Here is a 23,337-nt window from a genome sequence, read left to right as displayed (position 1 = left end):
TTTTCAACGATCCATACAATAATATATTGCATCCATACATTCAAAGGATATGGGCGTTAATTGCATGGATTGGACCCCTACAATCTCGGAGCTGAGCGGGCCGCGCTACCAGCGCATCGTCGAGGCCATGGAGGCCGATATCGCGGCCGGCCGGCTGGTACGCGGGCAGCAACTGCCGACGCAGCGCGCGCTGGCAAAGGCGCTCGGCATCGACCTCACCACGGTGACGCGCGCCTACACCGAGGCGCGGCGCCGCGGCATCATGGAAGCCCGCGTCGGCCAGGGTTCGTTCGTGTCGGAGACCAGCGCGCGCCGCGCGGTCGATCTGCCGCATCCCGTCGCGATCGACCTCTCGATGAACGTGCCGCCGCAACCACTCGAAGCGCAGCTCGACGAGCGCATCATTGCCGGGATGGAAGCCATCCGCGCGCAATCGGGCCTGACGGCGCATCTCAACTACCAGCCGCCCGGCGGCAGCGCGCATGAGCGCGCGGTCGCAGCGCGCTGGATGCGCGCACGCGTGCCGCATGCGCATGCCGACAGGCTCGTGATCTTTCCCGGCGCACAGACGATCCTGTTCAACCTGCTCGCACATCTTGCGCGTCCAGGTGACGTCGTGCTGACGGAAGCCCTCACCTTCCCCGGCATCAAGGCCGCGGCTGCGCGGCTCGGCGTCAACCTCGTCGGCGTCGCCATGGATGACGGCGGCATCCTGCCCGACGCGCTGGCGAAGGCTTGCCGCACGCATCGACCGAAAGCGGTCTATCTCATTCCGACGCTCCACAATCCGACCACCGCGACGCTTCTCCCCGAGCGCCGCAGCGCCATCGCAAAGATCATCAACGATGCCGATACGATTCTGATCGAGGACGACGCCTACGGGCTCCTCGATCGCTCGGCATCGCCGATCGCCAATCTCATTCCGGAACGGACATATCTCGCGACCACGCTGTCAAAGTGCATCGCGCCGGCGCTACGGGTTGCCTATCTGGTGACGCCCGACAGCAGTTCGCAGCTGGAGATGCGCAACTATTTGCAGGCGACGGTGCAGATGCCGGCACCGCTGATGGTCGCGCTGGTGACGCATTGGATCGAGACCGGCATCGCCGACCGCATCATCACCGCCATCAGGAGCGAGGCGATCGGCCGCCAGCAGCTCGCGCAACGCGCGCTCAAAGGCTTGGAGTTCCAGGCCAAGTCCGCCGCCCACCATCTGTGGCTGCGGCTGCCGGAGGGCCGCCCCGACGTCGCGGCGCATCTCCTGCGGAATGGACTCGCAGTCGTCGCCGGCGAAGCCTTCACCGTCGACGGGACGCCGCCACATGCGGCACGCGTCTCGCTTGGCGCGGCGCGCAACAGGGCGGAATTGACGGAAGCGCTGCGCATCCTGGTCAGCGCGCTGCACAGGCCCGCTGACACCAGACAGATCGTCTAGCAATTACCTATTGATGCTGACGGCGATGCCGCGAGCGCACGACTGGCGCAACAGCCGATGGATAAGCCTGCGATGCGTAGGCATCACCAGGCGTTCCCTGCTGGCCGAGAGTCCCGCGCGCGGCGGGCGTGAGCTGGCCGCCATTCAGAACGTCGCGGTCCGGATGGGCGGCCTGATAGGCTGCAGGCTCGGAAAACTGGGCCTGCGCCATTGTGGGCATCAACGCCGCCGACAATAGCGCGGCCGCAACGGCAATCTTCGTGCGGGTCATCGTCCTTCTCCATAGTCTCATTCGGGGAACTGGCCGATCGAACCGCATGATGGTCTCGGGCGGCCCCCAGTTGAAGTACGAGCATCATGTAGGCGTGTCTTTCGCGAACGCCCGCCGTTGGGGATCACGCTTGCGTGCAGGTTTGAAATTGACCTGCACGGCCGCAGCTGTGCTATGCGAGCGATGGCGGTCAACGGTTCGGGATCGCCCAGGCGACAGGGATAATCTGTTGGAAATGCTCACCTACGCGCTGCTGCTGCTCGGCGCACTGGCCGGGGGCTTCGTCTCGGGCCTTGCCGGATTCGGCACGGCGCTGATGGCGCTCGGCATCTGGCTCTACGTGCTGCCGCCCTCGCTCGCGGTGCCCCTGGTGCTGATCTGCTCGGTGATCGCGCAGACCTCGACACTGCCGTCGATGTGGAAGAGTTTCGATCTCTCGCTGGTCTGGCCGTTCCTGATTGGGGGACTGATCGGCGTGCCGCTGGGCACCATGCTGGTCGCCTCCGCCGATCCAAAAGTGTTCAAGCTGAGCGTCGGCGTGCTTCTGCTGATCTTTTCGAGCGCGCTGTATCTCAATAAGAAGCCGCTCGCCATCAGCTTCGGCGGCCGCATTGCCGACGGCGCGATCGGCTTCGCCGGCGGCATCCTTGGCGGCCTTGCCGGACTGTCGGGGCCGCTGCCGATCCTGTGGGCGAACATCCGCGGCTGGAACAAGCACGAGCGGCGCGGCATCTTCCAGCTCTTCAATTTCACCGTGCTCGCCGCCGCTTTGGTGTTGCAGACGGCCTCGGGCCTCGTCGCGTTCAAGGTGGTCTGGCTCGCGCTGGTCGCATTTCCCGGCACGCTGATCGGCGCATGGGCCGGCGCGCGCGTCTATCACGCGCTGAGCGACAAGCATTTTGGCGATGTCGTGCTCGGTCTCCTGTTCCTGTCGGGCCTCGGCCTGGTCTGGAACAGTTTTGGCACGCACTAACTCCGTATTTTCTTGGCGGCGAGCGCCATGCCGCCGGCAACGCCGACGCCAAGCACGTAGATCCAGCCCTCGGCGAAATCGAACAGATGCGAGTTGAGCAGCGAGGACAGCATGTTCTGCGCCACGACCAGGAGGCCGACCCAGCAGGCCAGCCCCTCTCCGCGAAACAGCGAGAGATGCGCGAACCAGAGCGCGTAGAGGACCAGGACGCCCAGCGCCCCCCACTGCACGGCGACATTGAGCGTCTGGTTGTGGGGATCACCGACGATTTCCGCCCGAACCCCGCTCTCGCCGGCAGCCGCGCGCTCGAACAGGCCACGGATCGCGCCGGTGCCGTGACCGAGCAGCGGCGCGTCCGCTGTGAACGCGAGCGATTTGCGCCAGAACTCCAGTCGGGACCCCATGCCGCTGACGTCGTTGCCGACGATGCTGACTTCGTAGTCTCCGATGAACTTGGCGAGCGTCGAGCGAAGATGGGGCGAGACGGTCCACAGCAGCACGGCCAACAGTCCCATCGCGCCGGCGGCGAGCAGCGCGGTGCGGCGGTGCAGATGCAATAGCGCGAAGACCACGATCAGGATCGGCAGCGTCACCAGCGCCGTGCGCGAGACCACGACGAACATCATGTTGGCGAGGAATCCGATCGCGAGCGCCACGAACAGCGCCGCGATGCGGTAACGGCCTTGTCGCAGCAGCGACACGATCGGGTAGGCCAGCGCGATCGCACAGAGCGCGAACTCCTGGCTCTGGTCGATATAGTTGCGCACCGCGATCCCGCTTTCGACCTTGTAAGGCCCGCGCGACAGATAGAGTTTCAGCGACAGTGCGGGATCGACGGCGACGGCGAAGGAATAGAGCATCAGCGCCGTGCAGGACACCAGGAACGCGGAAAACACCCAGCCGCCAAAGGGCCAGCGCTCGAACTGGTAGATCAGAAGCGGAATCACCAGCAGCTTCGCCGCCGGGCCGATCGCATGGATTCGGTCCGGCCATGGCGCATCGGACCAGAGCGTGCCGATGACGGCGAGTGCGACCAGCGCAATCGGCAGCAGGCAGATCGGCCGAAGCAGCGAACGCGGAAATTCGCGGAGGTCGACGAAGACGAACGCGATCAGCCAGGGGATGAGCGCAAAGGTGAGTCCGGTCGTGGTCCACGGCAGGAGCAGCGCGATCAGCGCGACGAAGCGGGCTGGCGTGCGATAGCGTGCCGCCCAGATCGCGGAGAGCCAGGAATTGGGCCGCTGCTCGTTCAACACCTCGGTCATTTGGCCCCTTGCAGCCGCCATCCCCACGGCGCCGCAAATTAGCCGGAGCCGTGGGGCGGGGACAAGCGATCGCTACGCGGGCGCGCGTGCAGGAGACGCCGCGGGCTCGGGCGCAGCCTGTTCCGGAGCCTCCTCGTGCCGGAGCACCACCAGGTGCTTCCCGAATTCGCGCCGTAGCAGCCACAAGCTCAGCGCCGCCTGCAGCGTGGTCGCCGCGATCGACAAGTACCAGACGTACTCCATCCGGAAGCCCGGCCGCGTCGACAGCCAGATCGCCGGCAGCGAATAGGTGAACACGCGCGTTGCCGAGCTCCACAGCACGGGCTTGGTATTGCCGAGGCCCTGGAACATGCTCGAGCAGGTGAAGATCAGGCCCTGCGCCACCATGTTGAGCGAGATGATCCGCAGGAACAGGAAGGCGATCTCCATGGTCTCCCGGTCGTTCGAGAACCCCGCGAGCAGGAGCTGCGGCTTCAACTGCGCAAGGCACATGAAGCCGATCATCACGACACTGGTGATCAGCGCTGCCTTGACGAAGGTTTCGCGCACGCGCTCGCCTTTTCCGGCGCCCATGTTCTGGCCGGCGATCGGCCCGGCGGCGAGCGCAACCGCAAGCGCCGGCATCTGGATAAGGGCCAGGACTCGTTGTCCGATCCCGAACCCCGCCTGCGCCGCCGCGCCGAAATCGCGCAGCACGAAATAGACCACCGCCATGAAGATGAACATCATCGCAAACTCGCCGCCGGCAGGCAGACCGACATTGAGGATGCGCTTCAGGTGGCGCGGCTGCGGGCGCCACTGCGCCGGATTGAGGGCGACATAGCGCTCGACCTTGCGGAAATACGCAAACAGCATCAGGGCGCCGATGGCGACCGCGATCGAGCTCGCCAGCCCCGCACCGGCGACGCCGAACGCGTAGCCGGTGCCCCAGCCCGAGATCAGCACCGGCGCCAGCGCGATGTTGATGACGACCGCGAGGACGCGCACCAGCATGGCGGGGCGCACGATGCCGGTCGCGCGCAGCGCGGACGCAATCACTTGCATGACGAATTCCAGGGCGAGCGCCGGCATGAACCACAGCAGATAAGTGGTTCCCGCCTCGATCGTGGCCCGATCCGCGGCGATCGAACGCATATAGAGGCGCGACAGCGCCGATCCCGCGACCAGGGTCAACACGCCGAACAGCGCTGACAGCGCGACCGCCTGGTTGAAGATCAGATTGGCGTCCGGCCGATCCTTGCGTCCCACGGCATGCGCGATCAGCGCCACCGTGCCGACACCGAGCACCTGCATCAACGCGTTGACGAGAAAGCCGGCGTTGCCGGCCGCGGCGACACCCGCAACGGCGGCATCGCCCAATCCCGAAACGAAATACAGATCGACCAGCTGGCAGATCATGATCGAGATCATGCCGGCCATGATCGGTGGCGACATGACCAGGATGTGTCGGACGATGGAGCCGTCTGTCAGGTCTTTCATCTCATTCCATCCTCTGGCGGTGTGGCCGACATTCGTCCGCCAACCACGCGCCATTCCTCTTCCTCACTCCGCCGCTGCGATGCGCCCGAGCTCCACCACCTGGCGCTCGAACAGGCCGCGATAGATGCCGCCGGGCCTGGCCGCGAGCTTGGCATGCGTGCCTTGCTCGACGATCTCGCCGCGGTCGAAAACCAGGATGCGATCGAGGCTGCGCACCGTCGACAGCCGGTGCGCGATCACGATCGAGGTGCGGCCCCTCATCAGCCGCTCCATCGCCTGCTGGATCAGCGCCTCGGATTCCGAATCGAGGCTCGAGGTCGCTTCGTCCAGGATCAGCACCGGCGCATCGGCCAGGAAGGCGCGCGCCAGAGCCACGCGCTGCCGCTCGCCGCCGGAGAGCTTGACGCCGCGCTCGCCGACCAGCGTGCCGTAGCCCTTGGGCAGCCGCAGGATGAAGTCGTGCGCGTTGGCCAGCCGTGCCGCCTGCTCGATCGCCTCCAGGCTGGCGCCGGGCCGGCCATAGGCAATGTTCTCGGCGAGCGAGCGGTGGAACAGGATCGGGTCCTGCTGCACGATCGCGATCTGGCTGCGCAGCGATTGCTGCGTGGCCTCGGCGATGTCTTGCCCGTCGATCAGAATCCGGCCGCCGGTGACGTCGTAGAGCCGCTGCACCAGCTTGACGAAGGTGGTCTTGCCGGAGCCGGAGCGGCCGACGAGACCGACGCGTTCGCCAGCGCCAATCGTGACCGACAGTCCGTCATAGAGCGGCGCGTGATGGCCGCCATAATGGAACGTGACGTCGTCGAACACGAGCTCGCCACCCTCGATCGCGATCGGCCGCGCGTCCGACGCGTCCGCAATCCCGATCGACTCGTCATGGATCGCCACCAGCTCCTCCATGTCGTTGACCGAGCGCTGGAGGTTGTTGATGTGCATTCCGACGTCGCGCAAATAGGCATGGATGACGTAATAGCTCGTCAGCACATAGGTGACGTCGCCGGGCGAGGCTCGCCCCGACATCCACAGCAGCACGGCGCCGCCGATCACGGAGGCGCGCAAGGCCAGCAGCACCGAGAGCTGCGCCAGACTGGTGTAGTTGTAGCGCAGCCAGGTCCGGCGCACGCGCACGCGCCAGCGGTTGATGACACGGGCAAGCCGCGCATCCTCGCGCGCTTCCGCGCCGAATGACTTCACCACCGCGTTGCAGGTCAGCGCATCCGCCAGCGTGCCTCCGACCTTGGTGTCCCAGGCGTTGGAGATGCGCGCGGCCGGCGCGATGTAGCGCGTCGAGAACAGCACCGTCATCGTGACATAGAGCAGCGCGCCGAGCGCGATCACCCCGCCGAGCGAGGCCCAGTGCACGCCGAGCAGGATCATCGAACCGATCAGCACCAGCAGCGACGGCGCCAGCGCCATCAAGATGGTGTCGTTCAACAGGTCGAGCGCCCACATGCCGCGGGTGACCTTGCGCACCGTGGATCCCGCGAAGGAGTTGGCGTGCCAGTCGGTCGAGAAGCGTTGCACGCGCATGAAGGCTTCTTGCGCGACCTCGGACATGATCTTCAGCGTGAACGGCACGATGGCCTGGAGGCCGGTCAGCCGCAGCACCATGGAGGCCGCGCCCAGCGCCACGATACCGCCCAATGCCATGAGCGCCGCGTGACGCGCGGCGGGATCGGATGGGCCGCGCGTCAGGGCGTCGACCAGATGGCCGGAGAATACCGGCATGAACAGGTCGGCGATGGTCGCACCCAACAAGCCGCCGGCCACGATGAGAGTACGCCCCGGCTGCTTCAGCCAGTGCCGGAACACGAAGGGCAGCACCACGCGTATCGCCGCGGGCCTTCTTGACAGAGCGGTCATGGCATCATCCGGCCGCTTATGGCGCGGGCCGGCTCCATTGATGGACGCAGGCCGGCCGCGAGGGCCGAGACGGCGTCACTTAAATTTGGCTTTGACTTTGGAAGTCAGGATTTGGGGAGCGGAGCGATCGGGACTGGAAGCCCAATCGAAACTGGCGGAAGAGGCCTCTAGGAGGCCGAGCACATACCGAGCCAGAACATCATCGAGCGCGGGCGTACGATCTGCGAATGCGATGAAATCATGCAAATCCTCCCGGTTCGATTGAATGAGGTGCGCTTTATAGATGTGTCATTGGTGATTTGCAACGGGGCTCGCGCGCGATCACGCACGAGTGTTGCAAATTAGTGCGCGTCGCCGCGCACTCCTCCGTCATGCCCCGCGACCCGGCTACGCCAAGGCTTCGCCCGGGCTCAGGTCCAGCGGCGCCGAAGCTTTAGCGAAGGCGGCAGGCGGGGCATCCATTACGCCGCGGCGCCTCGACTCTATCACCGCCTTCTCGGAATACTGGATCGCCCGGTCAAGCCGGGCGATGACACCGAATGAGTGGCTGGATTAGTGCGCGTCGCCGCTGGCGCCGAACGGCGAGGCCGGCCTTTTCAACAGCGTGACCAGCAGGGTGAGGCCGAGATAGAACAGCGTCAGGATGAAGAAGGCATCGCCGAAGCTCATCACCACGGCCTGACGATGCACGATCTGGCTGAGCTGCTTCATCGCCATCAGCGTGGAGTCGCCGAGCCCCTGGAACTTCTGCATGAACATGGTCAGGGTTTCGGTCGCGGTCGCGTTGCCCCAGGTCACACGCTCCTGCAGGCGCGTGATGTGCAGGTCCGTGCGGTCGTTGAGCACGGTGTTGATGACGGCGAGACCCACGGCGCCGCCGAGATTGCGCATCAGGTTGAAGAGGCCCGAGGCGTTCTTCACCCGGTCGGGCGCGAGCGTGCCGAGCGCTATGTTGTTGGTCGGCACCATCGCGAACATCATGCCGATGCCGCGCAGGATCTGCGGAATTAACAGCTCGTAGAAATCGTAGTCGCGCGTGATCCAGGTCATCTGGTAGGAGCCGAGCGCGAACACGACGAGGCCGAATGCGATCATGTAGCGCATGTCGTACTTCGCCATGAGACGGCCGACCACCGGCGCGACCAGGAACATGGTGATGCCCGAGACGAACATGGTCTCGCCGATCATCAGCGCGCTATAGCCGCGCACTTCGGCGAGATAGCGCGGATAGATGTAGGTCAGGCCGTAGAGGCCGATGCCGATGCAGAACTGAAGGACGCAACCGATCGCGAAATTGCGGTTGGAAAAGGTGCGTAAATTGACGATCGGCTCGGCCGCGGTGAAGACGCGCCAGAAGAAGGCGATCGCCGAGATGCCGCAGATCCAGGCGCAGATCGCGACCGAGGGGTCCTGCATCCACTCATATTGCGGGCCTTCCTCCAGTACGTATTCCAGCGTGCCAAGGAAGCCGGCCATGAACAGCAGCCCCCACCAGTCGAAGCGATCGAGCAATTCGAAATGCGGCTCGTCGAAATCGACCAGCGCCAGCACGCCGACGGTGATACCGATGCCGGGCACGATGTTGATGAAGAACAGCCAGTTCCAGGACATCAGGTCCGTGATGTAGCCGCCGACGGTCGGCCCGATGGTCGGGGCCAGCGTCGCGACGAGCCCGATGATGGGACCGACGATGTGGAATTTGGAGCGTGGGAAGACGGTGTAGGCCGAGGCGAACACCGTCGGGATCATGCCGGCGCCGAGAAAACCTTGCAGCGCGCGCCAGAGGATCATCTCCTCGATGGTGGTGGCGAAGCCGCAGAGCAGGCTCGATGCGGTAAAGCCGGCCGCCGAGATTGCGAACAACAGCCGCGTGCCGAAGGCGCGCGACAGAAATCCCGACAGCGGGATCGCGATCACTTCGGCGATCAGATAGGCGGTCTGGACCCAGGAGACTTCACTGGAGCTTGCCGACAGGCCGGCCTGGATTTCACTCAGGGACGCCGAGACGATCTGGATGTCCAGGATCGACATGAACATCCCGAAGACCATGATGATGAAAGCAAACAGCCGCTTCGGCGCGATGCGCTCCGAAGCGGGGTCCGCCATCATGGCAGGTGAAGCGGTCGTGGCGTTCGCCATGGTCTGACCTCGCGGCGCAGGTGCGCTACTGCGGATGGATCATGGTGGCGTCGTCGAGATCGATCTCGCTGTCGGCGTCGGCCGCGCCCTTGTTGGTATCGACGGTCGCATAGACCGACATGCCGGCGCGAAGCAGGTTTTGCTTCGCGACCGACTTCGGCACGCGGATGCGGACCGGCACGCGCTGCACGATCTTGGTGAAGTTGCCGGTGGCGTTGTCAGGCGGCAGCAGCGTGAACACCGAGCCTGCGCCCGCCGCGATGCTGTCGACGACGCCGGAGAACTTGCGCATGCCATAGGCATCGACCTTGATCGTCACCGGCTGGCCGGGGCGGATGCGCTTGAGCTGGGTCTCCTTGAAATTGGCGTCGATATAGACGTTGTCGAGCGGCACGACGTTGCCGAGCCGCTGGCCAACCGCGACGAAGTCGCCGGCACTGACGAGGCGGTTGGAGAACGTGCCGTCGACCGGCGCGCGCACCGCGGTGAAGGCGAGATCGCGCTCGGCCTTGGCGAGCGTGGTCCTGAGCTCGGCGAGCTGCGCCTGCGCTTCGGCCTGCTGCGCCTTGGCGACGTCGACATTGCTGACCGCGACGTCGTAGGCGGCCTGCGCAGCCTTGACCGCGGCGGCGCCCTGGTCGCGCCCGGCTTCAGAGCTCTCGAAGGTGGCGCGCGAGGCAAAACCCTTGTTGCTCAGCGACTGCTGGCGCTCATAATCGAGGTCGGCGCGCTTGAGGCCGGCTTCGGCGGAGACGAGTTGCGCCTTGGCCTGTGCGACCTGGCTGTCGAGCGCCGCGACCTGGCGACCGATGCGATCGATGGTGGCCTGCTGGGTCGCGATCCTGGTCGCGGCGGCGTCGACCGCGATCTTGTAGTCGCCGTCGTCGATGCGGAAGACGATGTCGCCGGCGCGCACCGTCGTGTTGTCGCCGGCGAGGATCGAGGAGATGTGGCCGGCAACGCGCGCGCCCAGCATGGTGTTGTTGGCACGGACATAGGCATCGTCGGTGGCGACGTAGAAGCGGCCGACCAGCGTGTAATAGCCGGCGTAGCTCGCGCCCGCGAGCGCCAGCACGAGACCTACTCCCATCATCACGAATTTGCGCTTGCCGGACTTCGGCGCGCCGGCGGCGGCGGGCGCGTCTGGGGCTGCGGCCGGCTTGTCGGTCACGGGCTTCTCCGGCGCCTCGCTGGGGCGGCGCTTGGTTTCCTCGGCCACATGAGAGCGCAACTGCTCGGCGAGAGCTACAGACGTCTCGGTGGCGGCGTCACCGCCCGCGGACGCCGGCGTCGCCACAGTATCCTCGCGAAGCACGCGCGCAGCCTGGTCTCTCAATACGGCCATAAAGGCCTCCCCAAAAAAAGCGCGATGAGGGACGGCCGCAGTGCGGCCGGTCCCTCTCGCCCATCCCAAATATCATTGACCGAACGGTTCGGTCAATATAGATAATACTCCCGGACAGACCCTACTGGCCCGAATCCTTTATTTCGGTTTCCTGGCCCTGGACCGATGCAAAAACCTTCCGAGACCCTGAACCAATGGTTGTAGCCGGCCGCGAACATCTGCACGTCATCCAAGAGGAGGACAGCTCCAAACGCCGCCAGATCCTGGACGGGGCCCGCAAGGTGTTCATGGATCTCGGGTTTGACGGTTCCAGCATGGGTGAGATCGCCCGCGCGGCGCAGGTCTCGAAGGGCACGCTTTACGTCTACTTCGCCGACAAATGTGCGCTGTTCGAAGCCATCCTCGAGCAAGAGGCGCTCCAGCACGGTCAGGTCGTGTTCAATTTCGATCCCGCGCGCGACGCCGAGACCACGCTGAAGGATTTCGGCCAGGCCTACATCCATCTGCTGTGCCGGCCCGGCGGCGGCTCCGCGATCCGCACCGTGATGGCGATCGCCGAGCGCATGCCCGATGTCGGTCGCCGCTATTATGCGCGGGTGCTGGACAAGACCATCAACCGCCTCTCCGACTATCTCAAAGCCCATGCCGCCTCCGGCGATCTCCAGATCGACGATTGCGACCTGGCGGCGTCGCAGTTCATGGAGCTGTGCAAGGCCTCGCTCTTCCTGCCCTTCGTCTTCCAGGCCGCGCCTGCGCCGTCGGAAGAGCGCATGAGCGAAGTCGTCGACAGCGCGACGCGGATGTTTCTGGCGGCGTACCGGGCGAAGTAGCGGCGCAGAATAACCTCTCGCCGTCATTGCGAGCGCAGCGAAGCAATCCAGAATCCTTCCGCGGAAAGGCTCTGGATTGCTTCGTCGCTTCGCTCCTCGCAATGACGGCTGAGTTGCGCCTGTAGAAGTCTCAGCATTATATTTGGGCTCATGTCCCGTGATCTTCGGCCGCCGGTCGATATCCTCCATTACGAGATCGTTCAGGAACAGGCCTCCGCGCTTGGACGGATGGGCCGCACGCTCGAACAGGCGCTGACGCGCTTGCGCGAATTCGACGCCGCCCATGCCCTCCCCGAGGTGCCGGCCTCGATGCAACCGGCCAGGCGCAAGCTGGTGCTGGAAGCCGGCCACGCGCTCTGGATGTTGGTGGTGCAGCGTGAGGCATCCGGTCTGCGCGACAGCCGCCACATCATGCGGACCTACAATGTCCCGGCCGAGGTGCAGTGCTGCATGGGGCTGGTCCCAGCACCGTCGAAGCCGGCCTGAAGATGATCTTCTAAGTTGCCGGGCCCTAGTCGGTCACCTGCTTCCGGAGCGCAGCGAGATCGTTGACGACCATCTTGGTCGGGCCAGTCGAGATGATGCCGTCGTCCTGGAGGCGGCTGAGGATCAGGCTGATCGACTGGCGCGTCGCGCCGATCATGCGCGCGAGATTGGCCTGCGTGATGCGGCCGAGCGAGATCGGGCCGCTCTCATCCTGGGCCGCGTTCTCGCACAGCTTGACCAGGAGCAGCACCAACCGTTCCGCCGCCTTCTGTCCCGCCAGCGTCTGCGCCAGCATCGAATAGGTCTCGCCCTTGAAGCCGAGGCACTCGATCAGCGCGACTGCGAACGACGGCGACTGCGCGATCAAGCGGCGGACCGCATCCTGGTCGAGATGCAGCGCTTCGACCCGCCCGAGCGCGCGGGCTGACCAACTGTGGCGGTGATCGCCGAGGATATAGGGCGCGCCGACGAAATCACCTGCCTCCCAGGTCGACAGCATCAGTTCGCGCCCCTGCGTGCCGGCATGGGTACTTTCGACGATCCCGTTCAGGATGATGTGGACGCCGTTTGCGGGCTCGCCCTCCCGCAGCAGATATTCTCGGTTCTGGTACGTCGCGAGCCTGCCGGTTCGCATCACCAGGTCCAGATCGGGCTTGTCCAACGCCTTCAGCACATAACGTCCGGTCCCGGGCCGTGGCAGTTCGGCGCGCGGCTCACCCGGATCGGCCATCTCATGCGCATCGCTGCGCCCCACGATCGGTCTCCCTTCGAGTGACGGCTCGAAGGCTAGGAGGTCTCCGCTCAGATTGCAACGCGGCGCAGACGTTCGGGCCGGGCTGCCGCCTCCACGAAGGCGCACGCCAGATCGGTGAGCAGGCGCTCCCGGCCGGCCGGCGCCAGGAACGTGACGCCATAGGGCACGCCGGCTGCGGTGACGGCGTTCGGAACGGCGATGCCGGCCAGGCCCAGCGGGTTGGCGTAATTGGTGTAATAGCCGTTGTTGAAGTTGGCCGTCAGCGGATCGCGCGCGACGTCGTCGATGCTCAGCACGGTGCCGACCGTCGGCACGACCAGCGCGTCGTAGGCTTGCCAGACATCGCGAAGCGATCGCTGGACCTCCTTGACCTTGTAGAGCGCACGATAGGCGTCGGCCGCCGTGAACTTCCGGCTGCCGATGACGAGGTCGCGCACGATCTTGACGCCCGCGTCCGGGTTGGCGTCGAGGAATGCGCCGACCGAGACGTCCCGCTCGGCGAGGAACGGTCCGAAAAACATGAGGTCGTTGACCGAAATGAATGGCGAGAAATCGACCGATGTGACCGACAGATCGAGCTGCCGCAGCTTGCGGAGCCCATCGCCGAACAGCGCCTCCGTCTCCGAATCGCCGAAGAACCTGAGCTGATCCGGACGCGGCGTTGCGATGTTGAGGGGCCGCGCTGGAGATGCTTGCTCCGTCCATCCGGCGAAATCGACCGGTGCAAAACAGTCCTCGGCATCGCGCCGCGCCAACACGCGATAGACGTCGTGGCCATCGCGAGGATCGCGCGTATAGAGCGAGATGGTATCAAAGCTACGGCACGCGTAGACCATGCCGCGCTGACTGAAGGCGCCGGGCGCCGGCTTGAAGCCGGTCACGCCACAATAGGATGCCGGCACCCTGCCCGATCCGCCGGTATCGGTACCGAAAGCAAAGGACGAGGTGCCTGTCGCGACCGATACCGCCGCGCCCGAGCTGGAGCCGCCGGGGATGTAGTCGGGGTTGTGCGGGTTGCGGGCGATGCCATAGGGCGAGCGCACGCCGGCGAGGCCGGTCGCGAACTGATCCATGTTGGTTTTGCCGAGATAGATCGCGCCGGCGGCGATGGCATCGGCGACAACCGGGCTCGTGTCTTTCGCGGTGTAGGCGAATTCCGGGCAGGCCGAGGTGGTCTGCTCGCCCGCCACGTCGATGCAATCCTTGACCGAGAACACGAGGCCGTAGAGCGGCAGCTCGCCGATCTCGCCGATGCGGGCATCGAGCGCGCGTGCCTTTGCCATGACGCTTTCGGGATCTGCCGTCGAGATCCAGACGCCGCTCTGGTCGGCGTCGTCAAGGCGCGACAGCACATGCGCGGCGACATCGGACGGCTTGAGCTCACCGCTGCGATAGGCGGCACGGAGGTGGCGAGGTGCGAGATTCATGTCGGTCACGTGCTTGCAGGAATTGGCAATGTGCCGGCGAGACAAGCCCGCCGGCACCGACCCTAGCGGCCGATCACCTTCTCCAGATATGCGGGCTGGATGAAGGCTTCGAAGTCGGCGCGCGGCAGCAGCTTCGGCAGGCGCTCCTGCTTCACCAGGAAGTCGGCGGTCGAGACCAGCGTGTCGACGAACTTGCCCTTTTTCGCGGATGTGCCGAGATACTCCTCCGTGAGCTGCTTGTTGCAGGGGACCATTCCGGTGCCCTTCATCATTCGCTGCGCGTCCTCGATCGGCAGCGACAGCTCTTCCGCGATGATCTCCGCGGTCTTCTCCGGGTTCTTCAGCCAGAAATCGATGCCTTCGCATTCGGCCTTGATGAACTTGTCGACGTAGGACGGGTATTTCTCCGCGAACGCGTTCATGACGACGCCGATGTCCCAGGTCGGGTAGCCGCGCTTGGCCATCTCGCCCGAGGTGACGAGGATCTTGCCGCCGTTCTTCACGGCCTTGCCGAGATTCGGCTCCCAGAACCAGGCCGCGTCGATGTCGCCGCGAAGCCAGGCCGCCGCGATGTCCGACGGCGCGAGGTCCAAAATCTTCATCGAGGCGGGATCGACGCCCTCGTCCTTGAGCGCCTGGAGCAGGAGGTAGTGTGTCGTGGAGCCGAACGGCGCCGCCACGGTCTTGCCCTTGAGGTCCTTGAGCGAGGTGATGTTCTTGTCGGTGCGGACCACCAGCGACTCGACGTAGTCGAGCATGTTGATCACCAGGATGCCCTTGATCGGCAGGGCGCGCGTCGCGCCGATCGCGGTCGGCGGGTTGCCAAGGCCGCCGAAGTCGACGTCGTTCCCGGCGATCGCGCGCAGCATGTCGCCGCCGCCGCCGATCTTGACGTATTTGATGTCGACGCCCGGCATCTCCTTGGCGAGCAGGCCAAGATGCTTGGTGACTAGCTGCGCGTTGACGAGGTTCAGATAGCCGACGGTCACCTTCGCCGGCTTGTCCTCGGCGCGTACTGCGGTCGTGAGCGCCAACGTGGCAAAAGCGAGCGTCGCAATCAGTCTCTTCATCATGGAGGTCTCCCCTACGATCAGAATTGGATTCAGGCCCACGGCATCAACAGTTTCGCGATGCCGCGCATCATGAGGTCGAGCACGACGCCGGTGAGACCGAGCACGATCAGCCCCATGATCACGATGTCCGACAGCAGGAATTTTGCGGCGTCCCAGATCATCCAGCCGATGCCGGCGGATGCCGCGACGATTTCGGCGGCGACGAGAACGGTGTAGGTGAATCCGAGCGAGATGCGCATGCCGGCGAGAATCAGCGGTCCCGCCGCCGGCAGGTAGACGTGAAACAGCAGGTGGCGCCGGGTCGCACCGAGCGACTGCGCGGCGCGCACATAGACCGGGTCCACGCTGGTGACGGCCTGGATCGTCGAGATGACGATGCCCGGCAAACCGGCCAGAAACAGCAGCGACAGCTTCGAGCTCTCACCGATGCCGAGCCACATCACCAGCAGCGTATAAAGGCCGAGCGGCGGCAGTGGCCGGTAGAACTCGATCAACGGATTGAGCAGCGCGCGTGCGTTGCGCGACACGCCCATGATGACTCCGAGCGGGATGCCGACCAGGCAGGCCAGCGTGAAGGCCGTGAGGATACGATAGAGGCTCGCGCCGAGATGCTGAAGCAGGGTCGCGCCCTGATATCCCTTCGTCGTCGTCTTGACGAACGCGGCCCAAACCGCCTGTGGCTTCGGCAGGAACAGCTCGTTGGCCCAGCCTCTCTCCGTGACGATGGCCCAGCCGGCCAGCAGCACGGCGACGGTCAGCGTCGAGAGCAGCACCGATCGCGAGACTCTCGGAAGCCGCAGCCGCAAGCTGCCGCGTCGCGTGCGATCCGCCGAGATCGGAATGGCCATAGGGCTAGCCTCGACGCTCATGTCCGCACTCCCAGGATCTGCATGATGGTCAGCGCGTAGATCCGCGTCGCCATCACCGACTTGGTGATCGAGATGTTCTCGTTGTCGACGGCCCAGCCGTCTTCTCCGGGACCGAACGTCACCGCATTGATTCCGGCTTCGCGGAAGCGGATCGTGTCGTTGAAGGCATTCTTGCGGTTGACCCCGGGCTCGCGGCCCATCAGACGCCGGTAAACCGCGCGCAAGGAGCGGCAGGGCTCCTCCTCGACCGGCACCGGTTCGGTCGCGTTGACGAACAGCGAGCCAGGCACCTGGCGCACCTCCACCTTGACGTCGTTCACGCCCGCAAAAGTGTCCCGTCCGAGACGCTCGATGTCCGCGATCACGCTCGACAGCGTCATGCCGGGCACGATGCCGACCACGGCGAGGGTGATGGTGCAGGCATCCGGCGAGAACTGCATCTCGCCAGGCAGGCCGGCCCGAATGCGCACCACGGCGCAGCAGGGCGGCGTATGTCCCATGAACCTGCTGGCCACGTGCGTGAACGCCATGTCCTTCAGCTTCGGCAACAGCTTTGCCGCTTCCATGATGGCGTTGACGCTGATGTCCGGCCGCCAGATGTGCGACTTGATGCCGTGAACGGTGAGCTCGATCAGGCAGTGGCCGGAATTGGCCACCGACAGGTTCATGCCCCAGTCCTTGTTGACGTCACCCCAGGCGGTCGGCTCGGCGGTGATCTCGTAGTCGGCGGTAAGGCCAACCTTGTTCAGCATGTAGATGGAGCCCTCGGTGCCGTTCCGCTCCTCGTCGACGGTGTAGCAGCACATCAAGGTGCCATCGAACTTCACGCCCGCTGCGATCAGGGCCTGCACTGCGAGCAACGATGCAGCGAGGTTCCCGCGCGTGTCGGAAGTGCCGCGCGCATAGAGCAAATCGCCGTGGCGCGTCGCCTTGAACGGATCGAAATCCGTCATGTGCCATTTCTCGGGCTCGACGACCGGATAGGTGTCGAGGTGATCGTTGAGAATGAGCGAGGGCGCGCCGTCCCGTCCCTTGAGCACGCCGAGCACGTTCGGCCGGTGCGGCTGCGCGCTGTGCTTGGTGACCTCCATGCCGAGCGCTTCGAGCTTGCCCGCGACCAGCATCGAGATCGCCTCTTCCTCGGCAGGCGGCAAATCGGGATCCAGCGGATTGCCGGAACGGGGCTGGCCGGTGCGGATCAGTTCGGATGCGAGTTCAAGCCAGCGCTCCTCCGTGATGTGCGACAGCACGCGCTGTTCGAGATCCGAATAAGGAGGGGTGACAGGCATCTGCATGACGGGATCCGCTGGCTCACGGCGCCGGCAGCGCCGCTTCGTGGCAGCCTCCTCATTGCAGCGACTGTGCCAACCGTCGAAAAAGCTCGCCGCGACACAATTGTCGCTTTTATTTCAATAGTTTAAGAAAGAATCGCAAGTGCGCAAATTTTTGCGCCCGAGATGCGCTCTGCCGAAGACGCAGCGCCGGCTGAACAGCCAGGGCTCAGCGCGGGGCCGGCCGGTCCAGGTCTTCCATGCGGCGCCACGCGTGCAGGACACGGCGCCCGTGGCGCGCGAATGCGAACATATGACCGCCGCCGGCCGGCTGATCGTGGACGCGATCGATCGGATGGCCGGCATGGTGGCAGAACAGCAGCGTGCCGACGGCACCGTGGCCTACGAACAGAACATCGCCGGGACGATCGCGCGCCAGCACCTCTTCGGCCTCGCGCACGATGCGCGCCTGCGCATCCACCGCGCGCTCCCAGCCGCGGACGCTGAGATGCGGCTGCGCGAAGAATTGATCGGCGACCGCCTCGAACTCGGCCGGCTTCAGAAAGCCGGTCGCCGAACGGTCGTTCTCATGCATGGCCTCGCGGATCTCGATCATGAGACCGAGCTGGCTTGCGATGATCTCGGCGGTCTCGATCGCCTTGCGCTCGCCGCTGGAGACGATCTGCGTGGTGCTGGCAAGCCAGCTCGCCTGGGCCACCGACTCGGTGCGCGTTCGACCAATCGGACTGAGGCCCCACTGCGGCACGGGCACCGCCGGGTCGATTTGCACCTGCGGGTGGGTGAGATAGCGGACGACATCGTCGGTCATCTTAATCGTCGGCGTACTCGTCTTCTTCGCGCTTGTGCGCGGTGCTCTTGCGGCCGAGCGAGCCGGTCACGGAGGGATCGCGCGCATTCGCATAGGGATTGCGCTGGTGCGCGCGCCCGGCGACCTCTTCGCCGGAGACGGCGGCGGGCTGGCAGATCAGGCGGCGGCTGGCGCGGCGCATCAGGTCGACGTGGATGTGATCGTAATGATAGACGTTCGAGCCCGGCGCCAGCACCGTGGTGAAATGCGCGCACGCGCCCGACTGCACGTCGCGCAGGAATCCCTGCTCTTCCGGCATACCGCGCCAGCCGTCCTTCACGGTGACGCGGCGGCCATCGGCGAGCACGAAGGCGGCGATGTCGAGCGCATTGCCGAAGGCATGCTCGGAAATATGGGCGTGCGAATTGCCGTTCATGCCGCGGCAGGAATAGGCGGAGATCTGCTTGATCTCCGCGACGCGGGTGCCGAACCAGCGCATCGCCGAGGGCTGCACGGTGTCGGCGAGCCAGCGGTCGAGCTCGGAGACGATCGGACAGGCCAGCGTCGCAACCGGCTTGATCGCAACCGGGCCCACGGCGGTGACGGGATTGCCCTGTGCCGGGCCAAGGCGCGGCAGCGGTTGCTGCGCGGGCGCCTGTGAGTAGGGCGCCGGCCGCGCCGGATAGCTCGGCGCATTCATATAGCGCGACGCGCCCGCGGCATCGGTGCCCTCGGGCGGCAGATCGATCTCGTCTTCCTGCTGAGCCACGCCGGGCGCATTCAATGGCATCGGGCCGGACGGCGCGCCGTAGCCGGAGGGCTGGCGCACCGCGCTCTCGGGATAGTTCGACCGTTGCGGATAGGAGGATGCCGGAGTGTTCTGGCCCTGCGGGTAATTCGATCGCGGCTGCGTCACCGGCCAGCGCGGCTGGTTGCCGACGCTCCCGGGCGGACGCAGTTCCTCGTCGGCAAACCCGTAGCTGCTCGAGCCTTCGCCGATGGCGGCGACCTTGAGCGGAAACTCGGCGCCGCACATGCCCGGCCCGGAGATCGGGTCGATCCGGACGAGATCCGGCCCCTCTTTCACCGCGCCCGATTTCAGGCACGCGGCTTCGGCCTCGGCCCGCCATGGTTCACGTTCGGCCTGGAAGAAGCCGCGTCCGCAACCCGCTAGCGAAACAAGGACGATGGAGCCGACGAGATACAAACGAACTCCGCGCGTCATGCACGCACGTTGGGTGAATTTACTTAAAGACTCTTCAACGTGTTGATTTCAGTCTTCTTTAACCATGTCCGCCCGCGCCGGCCGCCCCCTGCTTCGGATGAGAGACAGCAAGGCTGACTTTTTTGACGGGAGACTTTCTGTTAACCATGTCGCTGGGCGCAAAGCGGCGCGAATGGAAAGATCCCAGGGAGCAACGTCATGACGTTCGTCGGAAGACTGAGCGTTGTCACTGCGTACCTCGCCATGGCCTTTGTCGGCGCCATCGTGCTCGGCATGATCTAGCAGCTCATCAAGCGCATCGAAGACTGTCTCTCGTCCCTTCTCCCCTTGGAGAGACGGGAAGATGTGATCGCCTCACGACCTCGCACTCCACTGCCGCGACGTCGTGATCAGCTTCTCCGGTCGCTCTTCGGCTCGCGTCCAGTCGTTGCCGGTACACCAGAAGTGGCCCAGTGCGCAGGCTTCGACGTGAAGCTTGCCGGAGTTCTGCAACGTCATCGTCGCATAATAGGTGCTTCCGCTGGAGCGGCTGTAGATATTGCCGGTCCAGACGTCGTGCGTTTTCGGCTTCATGTTGACGAGCACGCTCTCGCCCCTGCTCGACGCCTCGGTCAGCGCGTAACCGCACAGTGCAGGACCGCAGCGTTCGATGCGGACCGTGCCCTTGGCGCCTGCGCTCTCCCATTCGCCGAGCGGCAAATAGGCCGGCTCGTCGTCGCCGCGCTCTGGGTTCGTCACGGCCTGCTTGATCTCCGGCCTTGGCGCGACGACGGACGCCTCCATGCGCGGCGGATCGAGCGCGACGGTCTTCGGCGGATCCATCCGCGGTAGCTCGACCCGTGGCGGATTGGAGCTTGCCGCCTGCGGCAGGATAACGGGCTGCGACGTCGTTGACGCAAGGACAGGAGCCGTCGGCGCCGATGCAGGCGAGACCGCAATGGCTTGCGCCGGCCTGACCGGAGCCACGGGATAGGCTGGCTGCGGCGGCGCAAGCGCCGGCGCCGGTGTCGTATCCGGCCGAAAGCTGCGATTGGAGGAAACCGAAACACAGGAGGTGGATCTGCAATGGCTGGGCGACTCGACCCGGAAACGATGACCGCCGATCGAGAACGCGTAGGAACCGGCCTCGGCTGCGGGCGAAACCGCCATCAGCGCGATCAATGTGCCAAGCGAAGTCGCAAGCCGGTTCATCAACCCCTCCTCAGTGTCGTGTCGATGTTACGCAGATGAGGGGCGACTGAATGTGCGCTGGCTCACCCAGGCAGTCGAGGGCGTTGTGACGTCTATCACAGAACACCCGACCGGCCCGGCGTAGGGTCGAACCACGCTTCATCCACCAGCGACTTCAGTCCTATCGGGACCACACATTTTTCGGAGGTTGTCATGAACAAGCTCACCATCGCCGCCACAGCGCTCTTCCTCGCTTCCACCGCCGCCGCGCATGCCGGCAATTCGCTCTCGTTCCAGATCGAAGGCCAGCACATCCGCATCGAGACGCCGCGCAACTGCGCCTCGCTCAATTGCGTGACCATCATCGCGCCGGGCCTGTCGGACAAGCCGATCAAGCTGAACAACATCAACCTCAAGGGCCTTGGCTCCAAGGACGATGACGTCGACACCACGCCGGCTCCGGCCACGACCGCGCAGCCCGCGCCGGCTCCGGTGCAGCAGCAACCCGTGCAGCAGGCCCCGGTGCAGGCGACCGCGCCGGCAGCGCCCGCTATCGCGGCTCCGGCCACGACGGTTGCCGCGGCTCCGGCCGCCGGCTACGACAACACCATGCAGACGGCGCCCGTTGCGGCTCCTGCTCCCGCCGCTGCGCCCGCGCCGGTCGCGATTGCTCCGGCCCCCGCTCCGGCTCCCGTCGCCGCCGCGCCTGTGGCGGTTGCCAACACGCCGATCGGCGTTTGGGCGACCGAAGAGAACAAGGGCAATGTTCGCGTCGAACAATGCGGCGTCAATCTCTGCGGCTATGCCATGAAGTCCAACGAGCGCATCCTGATCAACATGAAGCCCGACGGCGCGAAGTGGAGCGGCCGTATCCACGATCCCGACTCCGGCCGCAATTACGACTCGACGATCGCGATGAAGGGCCCGAATGCGATGCGCGTGCAGGGTTGCGCCTTCGGCGGCATGTTCTGCGGCGGCCAGACCTGGAAACGCGTGAGCTGACGCCGAAGGCGTCATTCGCAGCGCCTGACGAGCGTTCTTGTTCTTATGATGGCGCCACGTCCCTCACGCAGGGACGTGGCATTTGAACGTTCACCGCCCCCGTGCGATAGACATTCATCCGCCGTTCAGCTGTATCAGGCTGATATCGGTCGATCTCGCCTCGCGTTTCTCACCGGGACCTCCTCGTGACTTCTATCGTGGCCTGGCGCCGCTTCATGTTCGCGCTTGTGCTGCTGGCGTTGCCGCCGGCCGGCGCGGGCGTTGCGTTCGCATCCGATGCGATCGAGCTTGCGCAGGCACAGCCACAAGCGCAGCCGGCGCCCGCCCCCTCTCCGACGCCATCGGCTTCATCCGCTCCCGCGACAGAGGCGCAGCCCGCCGCCGTCGAGCCGATCGGCAACGTCGCGACGGTGACGGGCATCGCGACCGTGATCCGCGACAGGAATTCCTATCCGCTGCGGGTGCGCGACGACATCTATCTCAACGACGTCGTGCAGACCTCGTCGAAGTCCTCGCTCGGCATCACCTTCAACGACGCGACCACGTTCAACCTCTCCGCCAGCGCAAAAATCACCATCGACAATTACGTCTATGAGGACGGCGGCAAGCAGAACTCCGCGATCGTCGACATCGGCAAGGGCACGGTCGCCTTCGTTGCGGCGGCGGTGGCAAAGACCGGCGACATGAAGATCACGACGCCGACGGCGACGCTCGGCATCCGCGGCACCACGGGCGTCGTCGACGTGCCGGAAGGCGCGGCCGCGAACAACGCCAACAACGTCAACATCAAGCTCTATCCCGACGCCGACGGCCGGGTCGGACACATTGACGTCGACGACCGCTCGAGCGGGACGCGGCTCGGTGCGCTGACGCAAGGATCGAGCGGTTTTGCGATCCGGCCGGGCGCAGCCGCTGCCGGCGTCATGCGCTTTGCCGCGGTGCCGATCACGATTCCCGCACAGCAGATCGCGCGCGACCGCGGCTTCGTCAGCCAGGTGCATCTGGCGCAGACCACGGGCCGGCAGATCGTCACCGAGCAGCGCGACTTCCGCCGCACCAATCCGACCGCGAGCCCGCGCATTCCGCGGCCGGCCCAGCCGCCGCAGCAGCAGCAATTGCGGCCGAACATGGCGCCCGGACAACAGCCGCAGCAGCCGAACGGCCAGCCCGGTCAGAACAACCGTCCAGGCCAGCAGCAGCCGGGCGCGCCGAACCGACAAGGCGCCCAGCCGCCGCAGCGGCAGGGTCAAGGCGGCGCCATGCAGCCGGGCACGCCGCGCGTGGGTCAAGGTCAGCAACAGCAAGGCCAGCAGCAGGGCGCACGGCGACCGGCAGGTACGTCGCGTGCCGGGCAAGGCACGCAGCCTAACGGCACGCCGCAAAATCAGCCGCAGCGCGGTGGACAGATTCCGACGCAACCCGGCGGAGTCGTGCCGCCGCAGCCGGGCGGAACGCAGCAGCAGCCCGGCCTGCAGCCGCAACTGCCGCGCACCGGCATGCAGCCGGGCCAGCCGCCCGCCGCTCAACAGCCAGGCATGCAGCGCCCGGGCGGATTCCAGCAGCGCCTCCCCGGTGCGCAACGTCCCGCAGCACCGCGCAGACCGGCGCCCGCTCCGAAGGAGAAGAAGGAGCGGCGATGACAGTGCCGCCCC

At 65.5% G+C, this 23,337-nt stretch carries 20 protein-coding genes; 6 read left to right on the top strand and 14 right to left on the bottom strand.

Annotation, left to right across the window (positions count from 1 at the left end; all coding sequences use genetic code 11):
- Positions 1-64 precede the first annotated feature (64 nt).
- On the top strand, positions 65-1,435 hold the full coding sequence (locus tag JQ591_RS17695) for a PLP-dependent aminotransferase family protein (protein ID WP_211397302.1): 1,371 nt from the start codon (positions 65-67) through the stop codon (positions 1,433-1,435).
- A 7-nt stretch (positions 1,436-1,442) separates the two neighbouring features.
- On the opposite strand, the gene JQ591_RS17690 is transcribed toward JQ591_RS17695, so the two are convergent.
- The gene (locus JQ591_RS17690; protein WP_211397301.1) at positions 1,443-1,706 is read right to left on the bottom strand and encodes a hypothetical protein; all 264 of its coding nucleotides are present in this window, start codon (positions 1,704-1,706) and stop codon (positions 1,443-1,445) included.
- 229 nt (positions 1,707-1,935) lie between these two features.
- On the opposite strand from JQ591_RS17690, the gene JQ591_RS17685 reads away from it, so the two are divergent.
- Positions 1,936-2,679: a sulfite exporter TauE/SafE family protein gene (locus tag JQ591_RS17685; RefSeq protein WP_211397300.1), complete on the top strand. Its 744-nt coding sequence runs from the start codon at positions 1,936-1,938 to the stop codon at positions 2,677-2,679.
- Here the strand turns inward: JQ591_RS17685 and JQ591_RS17680 are convergent.
- The 5 genes from JQ591_RS17680 to JQ591_RS17660 all read right to left on the bottom strand — a co-directional run bounded on the left by JQ591_RS17680 (position 2,676) and on the right by JQ591_RS17660 (position 10,770).
- Complete coding sequence (locus JQ591_RS17680) at positions 2,676-3,944, bottom strand: O-antigen ligase family protein (RefSeq protein ID WP_211397299.1); 1,269 nt, start codon at positions 3,942-3,944, stop codon at positions 2,676-2,678. The genes JQ591_RS17685 and JQ591_RS17680 overlap by 4 nt on opposite strands.
- A 72-nt stretch (positions 3,945-4,016) precedes the next feature.
- Positions 4,017-5,423, bottom strand: coding sequence for an MATE family efflux transporter (locus JQ591_RS17675; protein ID WP_211397298.1), 1,407 nt, complete (start codon positions 5,421-5,423; stop codon positions 4,017-4,019).
- 63 nt (positions 5,424-5,486) lie between these two features.
- Entirely contained in the window at positions 5,487-7,286 is a 1,800-nt protein-coding gene (locus tag JQ591_RS17670; RefSeq protein ID WP_211397297.1) for an ABC transporter ATP-binding protein, read from the bottom strand.
- Between the two features lie 552 nt (positions 7,287-7,838).
- On the bottom strand, positions 7,839-9,425 hold the full coding sequence (locus tag JQ591_RS17665; protein WP_211397296.1) for a DHA2 family efflux MFS transporter permease subunit: 1,587 nt from the start codon (positions 9,423-9,425) through the stop codon (positions 7,839-7,841).
- Between the two features lie 25 nt (positions 9,426-9,450).
- Positions 9,451-10,770: an HlyD family secretion protein gene (locus tag JQ591_RS17660; protein ID WP_211397295.1), complete on the bottom strand. Its 1,320-nt coding sequence runs from the start codon at positions 10,768-10,770 to the stop codon at positions 9,451-9,453.
- A 194-nt stretch (positions 10,771-10,964) separates the two neighbouring features.
- Between JQ591_RS17660 and JQ591_RS17655 the strand changes: the two genes are divergently transcribed.
- Both JQ591_RS17655 and JQ591_RS17650 read left to right on the top strand, forming a co-directional pair.
- Positions 10,965-11,600, top strand: coding sequence for a TetR/AcrR family transcriptional regulator (locus tag JQ591_RS17655; RefSeq protein ID WP_211397294.1), 636 nt, complete (start codon positions 10,965-10,967; stop codon positions 11,598-11,600).
- Positions 11,601-11,750: 150 nt separating this feature from the next.
- Positions 11,751-12,086: a DUF6665 family protein gene (locus tag JQ591_RS17650; RefSeq protein WP_211397293.1), complete on the top strand. Its 336-nt coding sequence runs from the start codon at positions 11,751-11,753 to the stop codon at positions 12,084-12,086.
- A 25-nt stretch (positions 12,087-12,111) separates the two neighbouring features.
- Here JQ591_RS17650 and JQ591_RS17645 read toward each other — a convergent pair whose 3' ends face one another.
- The 8 genes from JQ591_RS17645 to JQ591_RS17610 form a co-directional block, all read right to left on the bottom strand.
- On the bottom strand, positions 12,112-12,840 hold the full coding sequence (locus tag JQ591_RS17645) for a Crp/Fnr family transcriptional regulator (RefSeq protein WP_349630385.1): 729 nt from the start codon (positions 12,838-12,840) through the stop codon (positions 12,112-12,114).
- A 47-nt stretch (positions 12,841-12,887) separates the two neighbouring features.
- Positions 12,888-14,267, bottom strand: coding sequence for an amidase family protein (locus tag JQ591_RS17640; RefSeq protein WP_211397292.1), 1,380 nt, complete (start codon positions 14,265-14,267; stop codon positions 12,888-12,890).
- A 62-nt stretch (positions 14,268-14,329) separates the two neighbouring features.
- The gene (locus JQ591_RS17635; RefSeq protein ID WP_211397291.1) at positions 14,330-15,340 is read right to left on the bottom strand and encodes a taurine ABC transporter substrate-binding protein; all 1,011 of its coding nucleotides are present in this window, start codon (positions 15,338-15,340) and stop codon (positions 14,330-14,332) included.
- Positions 15,341-15,369: 29 nt separating this feature from the next.
- Positions 15,370-16,209, bottom strand: coding sequence for an ABC transporter permease (locus JQ591_RS17630; RefSeq protein ID WP_211397290.1), 840 nt, complete (start codon positions 16,207-16,209; stop codon positions 15,370-15,372).
- Complete coding sequence (locus tag JQ591_RS17625) at positions 16,206-17,504, bottom strand: M20 family metallopeptidase (RefSeq protein ID WP_211397289.1); 1,299 nt, start codon at positions 17,502-17,504, stop codon at positions 16,206-16,208. The genes JQ591_RS17630 and JQ591_RS17625 overlap by 4 nt, the downstream gene beginning before the upstream one ends.
- A 205-nt stretch (positions 17,505-17,709) precedes the next feature.
- Positions 17,710-18,309: a histidine phosphatase family protein gene (locus JQ591_RS17620; RefSeq protein WP_211397288.1), complete on the bottom strand. Its 600-nt coding sequence runs from the start codon at positions 18,307-18,309 to the stop codon at positions 17,710-17,712.
- A gap of 1 nt (position 18,310) precedes the next feature.
- On the bottom strand, positions 18,311-19,513 hold the full coding sequence (locus JQ591_RS17615; protein ID WP_211397287.1) for an extensin-like domain-containing protein: 1,203 nt from the start codon (positions 19,511-19,513) through the stop codon (positions 18,311-18,313).
- A 354-nt stretch (positions 19,514-19,867) separates the two neighbouring features.
- On the bottom strand, positions 19,868-20,704 hold the full coding sequence (locus tag JQ591_RS17610) for a DUF2147 domain-containing protein (RefSeq protein ID WP_211397286.1): 837 nt from the start codon (positions 20,702-20,704) through the stop codon (positions 19,868-19,870).
- A 192-nt stretch (positions 20,705-20,896) separates the two neighbouring features.
- On the opposite strand from JQ591_RS17610, the gene JQ591_RS17605 reads away from it, so the two are divergent.
- Both JQ591_RS17605 and JQ591_RS17600 read left to right on the top strand, forming a co-directional pair.
- Positions 20,897-21,685 carry a DUF2147 domain-containing protein gene (locus JQ591_RS17605; protein WP_211397285.1) on the top strand — a complete coding sequence of 263 codons (789 nt, stop codon included), beginning with the start codon at positions 20,897-20,899 and terminating at the stop codon, positions 21,683-21,685.
- Positions 21,686-21,879: 194 nt separating this feature from the next.
- Positions 21,880-23,325: a FecR domain-containing protein gene (locus JQ591_RS17600; RefSeq protein WP_211397557.1), complete on the top strand. Its 1,446-nt coding sequence runs from the start codon at positions 21,880-21,882 to the stop codon at positions 23,323-23,325.
- The last annotated feature ends 12 nt before the right edge of the window (positions 23,326-23,337 follow it).

Origin of the sequence: Bradyrhizobium canariense (genome assembly GCF_018130465.1) — a bacterium.
Lineage (GTDB): Bacteria > Pseudomonadota > Alphaproteobacteria > Rhizobiales > Xanthobacteraceae > Bradyrhizobium > Bradyrhizobium canariense_C.
This window is presented reverse-complemented; position numbering and strand designations above follow the sequence as displayed.

Coding starts and splice junctions, on each gene's coding strand:
- JQ591_RS17650 (WP_211397293.1), top strand. CDS start 11,751: ATGTCCCGTGATCTTCGGCCGCCGGTCGATATCCTCCATTACGAGATC.
- JQ591_RS17655 (WP_211397294.1), top strand. CDS start 10,965: ATGGTTGTAGCCGGCCGCGAACATCTGCACGTCATCCAAGAGGAGGAC.
- JQ591_RS17635 (WP_211397291.1), bottom strand. CDS start 15,340: ATGATGAAGAGACTGATTGCGACGCTCGCTTTTGCCACGTTGGCGCTC.
- JQ591_RS17615 (WP_211397287.1), bottom strand. CDS start 19,513: ATGACGCGCGGAGTTCGTTTGTATCTCGTCGGCTCCATCGTCCTTGTT.
- JQ591_RS17605 (WP_211397285.1), top strand. CDS start 20,897: ATGAACAAGCTCACCATCGCCGCCACAGCGCTCTTCCTCGCTTCCACC.
- JQ591_RS17660 (WP_211397295.1), bottom strand. CDS start 10,770: ATGGCCGTATTGAGAGACCAGGCTGCGCGCGTGCTTCGCGAGGATACT.
- JQ591_RS17670 (WP_211397297.1), bottom strand. CDS start 7,286: ATGACCGCTCTGTCAAGAAGGCCCGCGGCGATACGCGTGGTGCTGCCC.
- JQ591_RS17625 (WP_211397289.1), bottom strand. CDS start 17,504: ATGCAGATGCCTGTCACCCCTCCTTATTCGGATCTCGAACAGCGCGTG.
- JQ591_RS17680 (WP_211397299.1), bottom strand. CDS start 3,944: ATGACCGAGGTGTTGAACGAGCAGCGGCCCAATTCCTGGCTCTCCGCG.
- JQ591_RS17620 (WP_211397288.1), bottom strand. CDS start 18,309: ATGACCGACGATGTCGTCCGCTATCTCACCCACCCGCAGGTGCAAATC.
- JQ591_RS17610 (WP_211397286.1), bottom strand. CDS start 20,704: ATGAACCGGCTTGCGACTTCGCTTGGCACATTGATCGCGCTGATGGCG.
- JQ591_RS17690 (WP_211397301.1), bottom strand. CDS start 1,706: ATGACCCGCACGAAGATTGCCGTTGCGGCCGCGCTATTGTCGGCGGCG.
- JQ591_RS17665 (WP_211397296.1), bottom strand. CDS start 9,425: ATGGCGAACGCCACGACCGCTTCACCTGCCATGATGGCGGACCCCGCT.
- JQ591_RS17630 (WP_211397290.1), bottom strand. CDS start 16,209: ATGAGCGTCGAGGCTAGCCCTATGGCCATTCCGATCTCGGCGGATCGC.
- JQ591_RS17640 (WP_211397292.1), bottom strand. CDS start 14,267: ATGAATCTCGCACCTCGCCACCTCCGTGCCGCCTATCGCAGCGGTGAG.
- JQ591_RS17675 (WP_211397298.1), bottom strand. CDS start 5,423: ATGAAAGACCTGACAGACGGCTCCATCGTCCGACACATCCTGGTCATG.
- JQ591_RS17695 (WP_211397302.1), top strand. CDS start 65: ATGGATTGGACCCCTACAATCTCGGAGCTGAGCGGGCCGCGCTACCAG.